Source organism: Streptomyces geranii, assembly GCF_002954775.1.
In the GTDB taxonomy this organism is placed as follows: domain Bacteria; phylum Actinomycetota; class Actinomycetes; order Streptomycetales; family Streptomycetaceae; genus Streptomyces; species Streptomyces geranii.
Map to the genome: position 1 here is coordinate 46,276 of NZ_PJME01000036.1, position 12,239 is coordinate 58,514.

Consider the following 12,239-nt stretch of genomic DNA (forward strand, 5'->3'; position numbering starts at 1 on the left):
ACCTTCGGGCAGGCACACAACAAGGCATCTGCCGCCGTAGTAGCGATGGTTCGTACGTCGCTCCGGCGGGCGGGTGCCTTTCCCATGCTTCCGCACATCTCCGAGTGCGGGTACACGTCTCGCCCCGCGAGGGGGTCGAGATGAGGTGAGTTTGCGGGCGGCGCCTGCTGTGCAGGACTTCTAGCCGCCCGGGGCCCGGCCACATAGTGATGCCACTCACCTCGGCACGGCGCCCCAACTAATTCTCCGGTTTCGGCCTGCCACGGCCTCCCCGGAGGGGCTGCTCGCCCCGGTACCAGCCGGCTGCGAGCGGTTCGAACTTGGTTCTCCCAGAACCACAACGCGTGCCCCCTTTCACAGGAGGGGCTTCGTCGTGTCCACCTTCAAAGAAGGAGGCGTCGTCATTCTGCACGACCGCGCGGGCTTTCGCCAGCCCGCTTATGCCTGTTTCATGCGCTTTTGCGCGTCCGTGGCGTCCCGTCTGGCGCAATCTCACAGCCCGATTCGCCCTGTACATCCCGCTGTTCGGGACGTCTTTCCGATCTGGTGCCCGTCAGGTGTCACACCGGGCCCGATCGCGACACCTGTAGAAAGTGTGCACCGCTCTGTCCCGGCTCCCGCCGTACCCGCGTCCGATCTCGTTGTCCACAGCCCCGCCACTGCTCGCTGGAATCTGTCCACAGGTGACCTGGTCCAGGGTCGCCGGATGGATCATGTTCTGGCTTCCTTCCGGGTGGGCCGGTGAGCACGGCCGCGGCGTCGGCCGCCGCTCTGGTCGACGCCCGTGTCGGCGGTGTTCGGCGCCGTCGGCTGCGGTCGGTGCCCGCGCAGGCCGGCCCGGTGCCGGTGCGCGGTCCGGCGCACCCGTTGGCGTTGGGTCGGGATGCCCAGGCCCGGCTGGGTGGTGCGGTGCGCACGTTGCTGGACGCCGATGGTCTGGAGGGCATGTCGGACGCGGTCCGGCTTGCTGTGATCGTGCTGGCGTCGCGTACGCCGTCGGAGACAGGCGTCGTGGAGATCCGTACGCCCGAACTGGGGCGGTGGCTGGGGTTGTCCGCGTCGTACGTCGCCTCCGAGGTAGTCCCGGCGCTGCGCCGTTCCGGTCTGGTCTCCGTTGAGACGGCGCCGGGCGAGTTCGGCCAGGACGTCGGGCTGGAGTGCCGGGTGCTGCCGGTGTGGGCCGCGTACAGCGTGGTCGGGCATCCGCTGGCGCTGGAGAAGAAAGAGCTGGCGACCTTGTTGCGGTTGCTGGAGGCCGTGATGGCTCCGGGGTGGGTGCACCGGGACGGTCGGGTGACTCCGGCCGGGCTGCTCGGTTCGCGTACGGGGCGTGCGGCGGCGACCGACCGTCTGGCGCTGCTCCTGCTGGTCCTGACGTCGCGGGATAACGGTCGGGTGCGGCAGTGCGGCGGCACGGTGGACACCAAGCGGGGCCGTGCGGCGGCGACGGTGGCCCGGCTGCTGGGCAGCAAGGCGTCCGCGGGGGAGCGGGTTCTGGAGCGGCTGGAGGACCGGGGCCTGGTGCAGCGGGTGCGGGTGGCGACGGGGTCCGGTCTCGCGCACCGTACGCGGCTGATCGTGCCGGCGGTCGCCGCCGCGCACGCCAAGCGCGGTGGCGCCGACGCCCGGAAGAAGCACCGTGTGACCGTCCCTAGCGCCCCGGGTTACCCCGACGTTGCGGCAGGGGGTAGTGAGCCCTTCGAGCCGGACACAGAGTCGCAGGTCAGCGGTGTGTCGGTGGCGGATGCGGCGGGTGTGGCAGAGCCCGACGTTACGGCATCCCTTCACACTGATCACCCTGCTGTGGGTACTGACGGTTCTTCTCTCTCGCTCTCTGGTGGGTTTTCCGGCGAAGGCCGTCAGGGGTTCGGTGATCTGCCGGAGTGCGCGTGCGAGCGCGAGGACCAGGCTGTGGACGCCGACGTTGTCGGCGGGCTGCGCCTGGTCGGCGACGAGGACGGCCCGCTGCGCGGGGAACAGCCGAAGAAGTCCCCGTCGTCGATCAGCGAGAACGGCAACTGCGGCCCGGTGGCCAGCGCCCCAGTGCGGGTCGTAGCCAGTACGGGGCAGGGCAGGCAGCAGCAGGGGAGAGGGGTCCTGTCGCCGGAGAACCTGCGGGTGATCTTCGAGCCGGTCCGGCTGCTGTGGGCGCGTCTGGAGCGTCCCGCCGCCCGCCGCCTGGTGGAGGCCGCCGCGCGTGCTGAGCTGGCCACGGTGAGCGGATTCGTAGGCCAAGCCGACGGCCCGCAGGTCCTCGCCGACCGGCTCGCCCGGCGCTTGGAGGATCAGTTGCGGCTGGGCGGTCCGATCAAGGACCCGGTGGGCTGGCTGATCGGCAAGGGCCTGCCCCAGAGGCAGGAGTGCGGCGACCGGCTGTGCGACGACCGCATGCTGCTCGACTCCGGCCGGGACTGCCCGCGCTGCGAGGACCGGCAGGCCATCAGCCGTGCCCGGCGCAACGCGGTCGCGGCCGCCGTCGACACCGCGATGCCGTACGCCTCCGAAGCCGAGCGCCGTACGGTGACCGAGCGGCAGCTGCACGAGACTGTGGCCGCCCGGGCATGGGCCCGCGAACAGGAGTGGGAGCAGGTCAGGGCCCGGCAGGCGGCAGCGGCCAAGGCCCGCGCCGAAACTGCGGCCACGCGCCCCGCCCTTGATGAGCCGGCCACACCGTCGGCCCCGGTCGCGTGGCCCGTCCCGCGCTCGGTACCCGCCGCCCCGGTGCTGGAGGTCGACGTCGTCGACCAGGACACGGTCCTCGAGGACCTGACCCGCGAGCAGGTCCTGGACTGGCGCACCCGCGCCGCCCGCGACCACCATGTCGTGTTCAACCATATCGACCGGTACGGCGAGCACTCGGCGCAGAGGCTGTTCACCAGGGCCTTCGTCGCGGACGTGCAGCGCCTGTCCGGCCTCGGGCACCTGGATCTCGGCTACACCACCTGGGAGCGGTCGTGAGCGGCAGCGGGCTGTCGGGTGGCTAGGGCGGGCGTCGAACTGGCTCGGGTCGCGCTGCGAGCCGCACTGAAGGCGACACACAAGAACGGCGGCAACACCCGTACGGCGAAGCCGAAGCCGCGGACGACGTCGGTGGTCCATCGCGACGGGCGCGAGCCGATGGGGCTCGGGGCGGCGATCGGCGCGCTGGTGACCGAGCGGGCCTGGGAGTTCCCGGCCGCCGGTGCCACGCTGCGCCAGCGGTGGGAGGCCCTCGCCCCCGAGCTCGCCGGACACATCGTGGCGGTCGGCTACGCCGCCGACTCTGGCCGGCTCACTGTATGTCCGGAGTCGGCGGCCTGGGCGACGAAGGGCCCGGCTGGAGCAGTCCCGGATCATCGCGGCTGCCAGCGCGTCGGCTGGCCGCACGGTCGTGCGCGGCCTGCGGATCCTCGCGCCCGGCTCCGTGTCCACACTGGGGTCGAACGACGGCATCCTCCAGGCCCCGGAGGCGCCCAAGGAGCCGGTGAAGACACGGGAGATGGCCAGCGACGGCTACCACCGTGCACTCGCTGCCCACCGGCAGGCCGCCCCGCCCTCCCCGGCGGACCTCGCCATCACGGAGGCGGTCGAACGGTAGACCTGGGCGATGCGCGAGCTCAGTCGAAAGGCGTTCCCGGAGCCGGGGGTGCCCACGGACGACCAGCCGGCCGCGATCAAGGCGGCCCGTGCCCTGGCGCTGCGCCGGGCACGGCAAGAGCGTGCGTCCCGGACGTCCGGGACGGTGGTCGCCGTCCCCGAGTCGGCTGCACTGCGGACCACGGCCTGAGCCAACTGGTAGATCAGCACCCCCTGCCGCACCGACTGCTCGATCGGGCGGGATCCCGACGTTACGCATCGGCATGGACCACGGAGCCGCATCCCTCGGCCGCGACCACGAGGACTCCTTGCTCTTCATCGGACGGCAGTGAGGCGCGGCGCACGCGGGTTTCCCACTGGGCTGGCCACAGAGTCGTCGCATCCCACAGGATTCCTTCCAGAGGCACATCGTCCAGCTTGGCGCCGGTGAGATCTGCTCCGACAAAGTCGTTGCTGGCCTGCTCGACTTCTGCGACAACTCTGGCCAGCGCGTCGGCATCCCCACAGCCGTGGGTCAGATCGTCGACGAGGTCCTGGGCAACTGCCCCGACGCCGAACAGGTAGGCACGTCCGGTCGCCTTGAGGGTGGCGACAGAAGGGGCCAGTTCCTCGTCCAGGAGTTCCCGGACGCTGTGCAGTTCGTTGGCGAGGCGTTCGGCCGGATCGGCGAGGGCGGACTCGACGGCGGCGAGGTAGTCCAGGCCGGTAAAGGCAGCCTGGGGCCGGAGCGGTTCGGGCCGCCGGGACATGCCCTCAAGGTGTTCTCGGAGTTGCTCCACCACAGTGTCGACACGGCCCAGTGGCTGTGCGCTGTCGTTCAGAAGGTCACACAGGTCCTGGACGATGCGGACAGCGGTACGCATGGCCTCGGCCAGGTCGAAAGGCCAGTAGCTGTGCACCACGCGCAGGGCCTCTTCGCGGTATTTCACCCGGATCATCGCAGGGCGGCGGGCTAGGGGACCCCGGGCCCCCAGACGCGCCTGGAGTACGGAGTTGTGCTGAGCGGCATGGGCGTCCCGGGACAGACGGCGGCTGACAGCCTTCCCCGTGGCACGGTGGGTCGCTGCCAGGAGTCGGTCCAACGCAAGGTCAGGGGTACGCAGTTCGGGCGGTCCGCCATGGGCATTGAGGCGGTCAACAACGGCAATGCCCAGTCGACGATGCATAGTCTTCAGCAGAATGTCGAGGTCCTCATCGCGTCGGCCGTATCCTTCCGCGGTGCGGGGATCGCTGCCCATCACGTCTTCCTCCTCTCGTCGGCGAACCGGCCTTCCAGCCCCAGGCCTTGCTTCAGCGCGGTTCTCGCACGGGCCAGGTTCTGGCGGACGGCCGCCTGGGTAGTCCCCATCGCTCGTGCGCTTTCCTCAGTGGTGAAACCGTCCAGATGCCAGGCCATTGCGGCCCGTTGTTTGGCCGGCAGCGGTTGAAGTATGGAGATCACCCGACGTTCCTCCTCCCCCAGCTCGGCGGCGTGGGCCGGGGTCTGCCAGCGCAGGCTGGGCTGAGGTTCGGGGAGGTCCGCGCAGCTCTCTTCGAGTTTCACCTGCTGGCTTACCCAAAACCGCCATGCCACCGTGCGTAGCCAGGCGCGTGGGTAGGTGATCGTGACGCCTGGCGCGCACATTTGAGTGAAAGCGTCCTGCGCGGCATCTTGGGCCTCTGTCCACGACGCTCCCTGCAGCAGCAGGAAGCGGACCAGAGCCGGGTACTGCTCGTCGTGCAGTACCCCGGCGAGCCGGATCCCCGGCTGCGGTGTGGCAGCTGTCTCCAGCGGCTCGACAAGGTGCAGGTCAGTGCTGATGGCGTCGTCCACGCTTGCCACCCCCGCTCCGGCCAACGGGCTCTGCCTCGCGGCCGTCACGGTGGGGGGCGGGTGCGGCGGACCGCCCTGTGAGGCAGCGGACCCGCTCGGTCTGCGCCGCCTCACTGATGCGCGCTATCTCCACAGAGACGTTCAATCGCCGTTGAGTGATCTTCCCAATGACATTGATGACACTGACGGCCACGGTCACCACCGCTGCGGTGATCACAGGCTCCATTCCGAACCCTTCTCTCTCCCGTACAGGCTCTTCAGCCCACCCTCACGCACGCCGCGCACCTCAACAGTGCGATTTTCCCCAGGAGTTGTGACATCTGCCTGGCCGCGAGGCTGTCTCCGCGCGGGAAGAGCATCTGGTGGTGGAGGCGTTGACGGCCCCACGGCAGTCGTCTCGGGGCTGTGGACATACGTCGGCCGGTCTACTGGACGGCCGTACGGGACGCGGGGCGTGGACGGACCGCCTGGTGGTGCCTGCTGTCGCGGCCGTGCACCGTCAGCGAGCCCTGCGAACCTCCGGGGATGGCCGGTTTGCAACATGCAGACCGGCATAGAAAAAAGGGAACATATGTTTCATTCTCGGGGTGGTGAACACGGTGCGGGCGTCGGATGGTTGGATGCCGGTACCCGGTGGTGCGGCGGGTCGTTGGGGTTACAGCGGGCCGCGGTTGCGCCGTCGGGGATGAGGCTCGGTTCGAGGGGATGGAGGGCCGGCCGGTGAGTGACCGCAGTGCGATCGAGTGGACCGAGGCGACGTGGAACCCGACCACGGGGTGCGACCGCGTCTCCGAGGGGTGCGACAACTGCTATGCGCTGGCGCTGGCGAAGCGGCTGAAGGCGATGGGGTCGCCGAAGTACCAGGCTGACGGTGACCCACGAACGTCCGGGCCCGGGTTTGGGCTGACGGTGCATCCGGACGCTCTGCGCGTGCCGTACGGGTGGAAGAGCCCGCGTACCGTCTTCGTGAACTCCATGAGCGACCTGTTCCACGCGCGCGTGCCGCTGGACTACGTACGGCAGGTTTTCGACGTGATCGCGGAGACTCCGCAGCATACCTACCAGGTGCTCACCAAGCGGGCGCGGCGCCTGCGGCAGGTCGCCGACCTGCTGGAGTGGCCGGCGAATCTGTGGATGGGCGTCTCAGTGGAGAGCGCGAAGGAGCTGCCGCGCGTCGACGATCTACGACGGGTGCCGGCGGCCGTGAAGTTCCTGTCGTGCGAGCCGCTGCTGGGGCCGCTGGACGGGCTGGATCTGATGGGAATCGACTGGGTGATCGCCGGTGGCGAGTCGGGGCCAGGGCACCGGCCTCTGGACGAGGCGTGGGTGACGCAGATCCGCGACACCTCTCAGGAGGCCGGGGCGGCGTTCTTCTTCAAACAGTGGGGTGGTCGCACCCCGAAGGCTGGCGGCCGCCTGCTGGAGGGCCGGACCTGGGACCAGATGCCGCTGCCGGTAGCCGCCTGACCGGCCCGTACGCTGCGGCCGGTACTGCTGGGTCCGGCCACAGCGTCATGCCGCGAGGTTCCCCGGGGAAAGGGTGATCTCCCGGGTCCTCTTCACCCCCACCCCGTTGCTGGGCGTGACGCCCTGCTCATGTAGAAGCCGGACCGCCTGGCGTACGACCGGCTCGGTAACCTGCCCGTAGAAGGACCCGAAGACATCCAGTGTGTGGTCAACGAGCCTGACAGGCCGCCGGGTTCGTGCGAGCAACTTCGCCACGTTCTCGGCTATCTGCGGTACTGCCTTGGCCTCAACTTCCTTCGGGTCCGGGCGCGTCACCGAAGCCATGGAGAACAGTGCGTCGTCGTCCTCACGCTCCTCCAGCGTCTCCCACCACGTCGCCCGAGCCCGGGCGACGGTGTCGCCGAACACCCACAGGCCGTACTGGCTACGGGTGGCGAACACCAGCCGGTACACGGCCCGCTGGCGCGGAGAGTGAGACACCGGGACCGACTGCACGAGCATCCCGGTGCGTTGCGCCAGACGGCGGGCGTACTCGGCCGCCACCGCCTCGATCGCGTCCTCGGCCGCACCGTCCTTGTCGCGTGATGCCACCGCATCGGCGAAGTACTCCCGCCACCAGATCCCGCCGCACACGTCGTCGAACCGCTGCAGCGACTTCTCGTTGCCTTTCGGGGAACGGACGTGGCCGCCCAGTCGCCACACGGCCATCATGCTGAAGTTCATCAGCAACTCGGTCGCCGGCCGTTTCTGAGGACGCTTATGCGCGAGGACATCGATGAGGCGGTCCTGCGGCAGGACGAGCCCGCACGGGTCCAGAAAGACGAACAGCGGCTCCCGGACAGCACGCTCGATAACCCGGTCGAGAACGCCGTCGACCTCACCGCGATGAGCGTGCGCCCGTACGCCCCGTGCCAGGTGGTGCTGGACGACCTCGTGTAGCCGGTCGAAGGATTTCGCCTGCGGCTCGCAGAAGAAGCACTCCAACGTCAACCCTGGCCCGCTGCGCAGGTACGAGGCGACCCTCAGTGCTATCTCCGCAGACGCCGGATCGCCGTTCTCGTAACGGCCCTCACCCGCGTATCCGTCGAGGTATACCACGCGCTTGTCATGGGACTGCGCACCCGTCATGCCGCCGAACTGCGGCAGATACCGCTTGAGGAGATCGTGCTTGAACACGCTGGGCAGCGCCTTGTCCGCCCAGTAGCCCCCACCCGTACCCGACGACATAGCCACCCCCACGACTGCTGTATCCGTCTGATCACAGATGGTGAAGCACTCAGGGAAGCCGGGCAAGGGCATCACGGGACAGACCACAAGCGAAAAGCTGGGCAGATGCGCGTCCCTTGGTGCGGCTGCGCTGGACCACGGCGGGATCGTCGCGGCAGATGCGCTCGGAGTCCTCCGTCTCGCGGGTCTGTTCGCGGTCGGCGAGGGCGTTGATGAACGGGGTTCATGCCCAATTGGACTGTTGGTAGAGCGTTCAACCCGGGGGTTCAACGGCACGGGGATCTAGGCCCGGACTAGCCAGAAGCCAACTCAACCGGGAACGCCAACTTGATGCCTCTTGCCTCCAGAAATCGCGCTGCGACCGGGTGGCGAGGGCGTTGGGGTAGTAGGCATGCACCCGTTCGTAGTCCGCGATCAGTTCGGCGAACGCCTTCGCGGCACCGGCCGCATTCCCCGCTATCCCTCGCCAGTAGGCCAGCTGGTGCCGGGCGGCGAGGGTGTCAGGGTGGTCGGCTCCGTGCACCCGTTCGTAGTCCGCCACCAGCTTGGCGAACGCCCTCTTGGCACTGGCCGCGCTCTTCGCGGCCCCTTGCCAGTAGGCCAGCTGGTACCGGACGGCGAGGGTGTCAGGGTGGTCGGCTCCATGCACCCGTTCGTAATCCGCCACCAACTCGCCGAACGCCTTCGCGACGACAACCGCCTCCGCCTCCTCCACCCGCCAGCGGAGCAACTGGTGCCGGGTGGCGATGGCGTCGGCTCCGTGCACCCGTTCATGGTCCGCCACCACCTCGGCGACCACCATCGGGACAGAGGCCTCCTCCACCGCCTTCCCCCGCCAGAGAGCCAGCTGGTACCGCGCGGAGAGGGAGTCGGGGTGGTCCGGGCCGAGGAAGCGAATGGAGACGTACGCCGCGTACAACTGGTCGGCCTTGTCGTAGTCGCCTGTCTCAGCTGCCGTTTCGGCTGCCGCTCGCAGGACGGGAAGGTTGTCCGCGGTGAAGTGGCTGGTCACAGGGTTGTCCGGTGAGTTGCCATGGACAACCCCGTCCTCAGGGAGAACGTTTTGGGTGAGGTCCTGGGTGATCCGCTGGAGTATCTGATCGTCTTGGTCGTTGACGGCGGCGGCCTGGGCCAGGGCCTGGTCCATGTCGTCACCGACCGGATCAATGACTGTGGCACCCCGTGCGGGTCCGCGGGCCGAGGTGTTTTCGCTGTCCGGGAAGCTACTGGCCGTGCCAGTGCGCAGCTGGTCGAGTTCGCCGGTGAGCTGGTCGACCCTGGCCTGGACTCGGACGGCGAGTTCTTCGGCCTGCTGTTGTTTCTCCTGGGCGCGCTGAAGTTCCTGCTGGGCGCGCTCCTCTTGCTCGCGGGCCCGGGTGAGCTGGAGCTGGGTCTGCCGCAATGTGTCGGTGTCGTCGCGCCCTGCGTGGAGCTGGTCTCGCTCGCCGGCCAGGTCGGTGATCCGCCGCTCCAGCTTGCTGATCATTAGGAGAAGAGCCATGACGAGCTTCGAGGAGTTCGCGGCAGCCTCGCGCAGTTCGTTCTGTTGTTCCAGGGAGCGGGTGAGCCGGTCGTAGATCTCGATCTGCTGGGCCCGTGCCTCGGCGAGTTCCAGGGCGGAGGCCACCGGGGGCGGGGATTTCACCGGAGCGGGATGGGCGGCGGCCCGCAGCAGCTTGTCGGCTTCCTCTACGTATCTCTTACGCAGCCGTGGATCGGCAACGGTCGCCTTGATCAGGTCGACCACGACCTGCCGGTCGGGGGCCTTCCCTGCGAGATATTCGCTGATCTGGCTCTTGGAACGGTGGATCTCGCCGGCCAGCGTGTTCGGAGTCTTGCCGCTGGCGTCGACCCGCGCCCTGAGGAATTCGGCAAGCGCCTTCTCCTCCGTGGTCTCTGCCCGGATCGGTGCCCGCGGCCTGCCTCCCCGTCCCGCCATAGGTGCTCCCCCTTGCCATGTCCGGTACGAGGCTGTCCGTTCCCGTCCCGGACAACGCCACCGTTTTCCGGACCTTACCTGCGGCAATGCGCCGGACAAGCCTGAACTACCCGATCACGCCGCACAGTTACCTCACCGCACCGCGGGCCCCACCGAACCCCGACTACAGGAGATCTCCGTGCTGCCACCCTGGCTCCCCTCTCCGCGCACCCTGGGCGCACTCCAGCGCGTCCTGCTCGTCGCCCTGCTCACCCCCGCCGTGCTCATAGCCCTCACCGCGGCGGTCCCGGCCCTGATCCTGCTGCCGTTCCTCCCCGGCGGCACCGACCGCGCCATCAAACTCCTCACCGCGCACACCCGGTACCTGTGCACCCTGCTGACCAACAGCCGGCCCGCCCCGTAGGACCTGACTGCCCGTCATGTGGCTTTCTGCGGTGGCTCCGGAATGTGATCGGTGGCGACTGTGTCGGACCGCAGGTGGTGGATATCGCAACCGCCATGACGGCTGACTCGTCCTGCCGGTCGTGACTCCTCTCTTTGCCCGTACCCGGGAGCGCCAGCGTGGTCTGCGCCTGTGGCACGTGTGGGTCGTCCTGCCCTTGGCGTTCATCGCCGCGCTGACAGTCGCGGGTGGCGTGTTCTATGCCGGTTGGGACCTACTCGGCGCCCGGGGGCTCAAGGCCCAGCCGCGCATCGACTCCAAGACGCTCTTCGACCTGGTGAAGCTGTCGTTCGGCGTGGTCGCCGGGGCCGGCGGTCTGGTCGCCCTGATCGTGGCCTACCGGCGCCAGCGGGTGGACGAGGACGGCGCGCTGCGTGACGCGACCCGCCTGCACAGCGAGCGGTTCACCGTCGCCGTCTCCCAGCTCGGCGATGCCTCCGCCGCGGTCCGCCTCGGCGGCGTTCACTCCCTGGCCCACCTCGCCGACGATGCACCCACCCGGGGCCTGCGCCAGACGTGCATCGACGTCCTGTGCGCGTACCTGCGCCTGCCCTACACAGCGGAATCCGACCTGCCGCCCGGGGACACCGCAGCCCGGCACGAATACCTCGCGCTGCAACAGGTCCGCCACACCGTCATCCGCCTCATCCGCGACCACCTCCGCCTCGACCTCGAACACACGCACTCCTGGCGCGACTACAGCTTCGCCTTCACCAGCGTGGTCTTCGACGGCGGCGACTTCACCGGCGCGCACTTCCACGGCACCGTCTCCTTCGACGGCGCGGAGTTCAGCGGCGGCACGGTCGACTTCGACGGCGCGCGGTTCAGCGGCGGCACGGTCTCCTTCGACGGCGCGGAGTTCAGCGGCGGCACGGTCGACTTCGACGGCGCGCGGTTCAGCGGCGGCACGGTCTCCTTCGACGGCGCGGAGTTCAGCGGCGGCACGGTCTCCTTCAGCATCGCGGAGTTCAGCGGCGGCACGGTCTCCTTCCGCAACGCGCAGTTCAACGGCGGCACCGTCTCCTTCCGCAACGCGCAGTTCAACGGCGGCACGGTCTTCTTCCACAACGCGCAGTTCAACGGCGGCACGGTCTCCTTCCGCAACGCGCAGTTCAACGGCGGCACGGTCTTCCTCGGCAACGCGCGGTTCAGCAGTGGCACGGTCTCCTTCGACGGCGCGGAGTTCAGCGGCGGCACGGTCTCCTTCAGCATCGCGCAGTTCAGCGGCGGCACGGTCTCCTTCCGCAACGCGCAGTTCAACGGCGGCACCGTCTTCTTCGGCGGCGCGCAGTTCAACGGCGGCACGGTTCCCTTCGACGGCGCGCAGTTCAGCGGCGGCACGGTCGACTTCCGCATCGCGCAGTTCAGCGGCGGCACCGTCTTCTTCCGCAACGCGCAGTTCAGCGGCGGCACGGCCCTCTTCGGAAACGCGGAGTTCAGCAGCGGCACGGTCGACTTCGACAGCGCGGAGTTCAACGGCGGCACGGTCGACTTCGCGGGGGCTTTGGGCGTCGCTCCATCGGGGCTGCCTTCGTCGGGAGGGCCCTTGCCTGCTGGGGTGACGTTGGCTGATGCCTGGTAGGTGCGGGCCTCGTGGGCCGGGTCTACAGCACCCCCAACAGAGCGTTGTCCTCCCACCGGTCGACGACTTCGAGGTATCCGGCCAGCATCTTGGAGCAGGGGCCCATCCGCTTTGCTTGGCGATGACGATCTGGTCGTGGCCCTTGAGGCGGGAGGACGTGGCGAGGCCGCGGCGCGGGCTGTGGCCGGTGAAG

10 protein-coding genes and 1 pseudogene are annotated in these 12,239 nt (G+C 69.0%); 7 read left to right on the forward strand and 4 right to left on the reverse strand.

The features are described 5' to 3' along the window. Positions 1 to 741: 741 nt before the first annotated feature. The 4 genes and pseudogenes from CW359_RS46030 to CW359_RS46790 all read left to right on the forward strand — a co-directional run bounded on the left by CW359_RS46030 (position 742) and on the right by CW359_RS46790 (position 3,766). Positions 742 to 2,958, forward strand: coding sequence for a hypothetical protein (locus CW359_RS46030; protein ID WP_232838697.1), 2,217 nt, complete (start codon positions 742 to 744; stop codon positions 2,956 to 2,958). Positions 2,959 to 3,117: 159 nt separating this feature from the next. Continuing rightward, a pseudogene (locus CW359_RS46780) lies at positions 3,118 to 3,249 on the forward strand (DUF721 domain-containing protein); the annotation flags it as partial. Between the two features lie 154 nt (positions 3,250 to 3,403). After that, positions 3,404 to 3,577, forward strand: coding sequence for a hypothetical protein (locus CW359_RS46785; RefSeq protein WP_232838698.1), 174 nt, complete (start codon positions 3,404 to 3,406; stop codon positions 3,575 to 3,577). Positions 3,578 to 3,586: 9 nt separating this feature from the next. Next, positions 3,587 to 3,766 (forward strand): hypothetical protein, encoded by a 180-nt coding sequence (locus CW359_RS46790; protein WP_232838699.1) that lies wholly within the window; start codon positions 3,587 to 3,589, stop codon positions 3,764 to 3,766. A 61-nt stretch (positions 3,767 to 3,827) separates the two neighbouring features. Here CW359_RS46790 and CW359_RS31835 read toward each other — a convergent pair whose 3' ends face one another. Together CW359_RS31835 and CW359_RS31840 are read right to left on the reverse strand one after the other, a co-directional pair. Next, a complete protein-coding gene (locus tag CW359_RS31835) occupies positions 3,828 to 4,814 on the reverse strand; it encodes a hypothetical protein (protein ID WP_232838700.1) in 987 nt (328 codons plus the stop codon). Then, positions 4,814 to 5,389: an RNA polymerase sigma factor gene (locus tag CW359_RS31840; protein ID WP_105973661.1), complete on the reverse strand. Its 576-nt coding sequence runs from the start codon at positions 5,387 to 5,389 to the stop codon at positions 4,814 to 4,816. The genes CW359_RS31835 and CW359_RS31840 overlap by 1 nt, the downstream gene beginning before the upstream one ends. 720 nt (positions 5,390 to 6,109) lie before the next feature. Between CW359_RS31840 and CW359_RS31850 the strand changes: the two genes are divergently transcribed. After that, positions 6,110 to 6,856: a DUF5131 family protein gene (locus CW359_RS31850; protein ID WP_105973702.1), complete on the forward strand. Its 747-nt coding sequence runs from the start codon at positions 6,110 to 6,112 to the stop codon at positions 6,854 to 6,856. 45 nt (positions 6,857 to 6,901) lie between these two features. Here CW359_RS31850 and tcmP read toward each other — a convergent pair whose 3' ends face one another. Both tcmP and CW359_RS31860 read right to left on the reverse strand, forming a co-directional pair. Next, positions 6,902 to 8,155, reverse strand: a complete 1,254-nt coding sequence (tcmP, locus tag CW359_RS31855; RefSeq protein ID WP_157968679.1) for a three-Cys-motif partner protein TcmP — start codon at positions 8,153 to 8,155, stop codon at positions 6,902 to 6,904. Positions 8,156 to 8,336: 181 nt separating this feature from the next. Next, positions 8,337 to 10,022, reverse strand: coding sequence for a helix-turn-helix domain-containing protein (locus CW359_RS31860; protein ID WP_105973663.1), 1,686 nt, complete (start codon positions 10,020 to 10,022; stop codon positions 8,337 to 8,339). Positions 10,023 to 10,200: 178 nt separating this feature from the next. Here CW359_RS31860 and CW359_RS31865 point away from each other — a divergent pair, with 178 nt between their 5' ends. Both CW359_RS31865 and CW359_RS31870 read left to right on the forward strand, forming a co-directional pair. Beyond that, positions 10,201 to 10,425 (forward strand): dTMP kinase, encoded by a 225-nt coding sequence (locus CW359_RS31865; RefSeq protein WP_232838701.1) that lies wholly within the window; start codon positions 10,201 to 10,203, stop codon positions 10,423 to 10,425. Positions 10,426 to 10,546: 121 nt separating this feature from the next. Continuing rightward, the gene (locus CW359_RS31870; protein ID WP_232838702.1) at positions 10,547 to 12,046 is read left to right on the forward strand and encodes a pentapeptide repeat-containing protein; all 1,500 of its coding nucleotides are present in this window, start codon (positions 10,547 to 10,549) and stop codon (positions 12,044 to 12,046) included. The last annotated feature ends 193 nt before the right edge of the window (positions 12,047 to 12,239 follow it).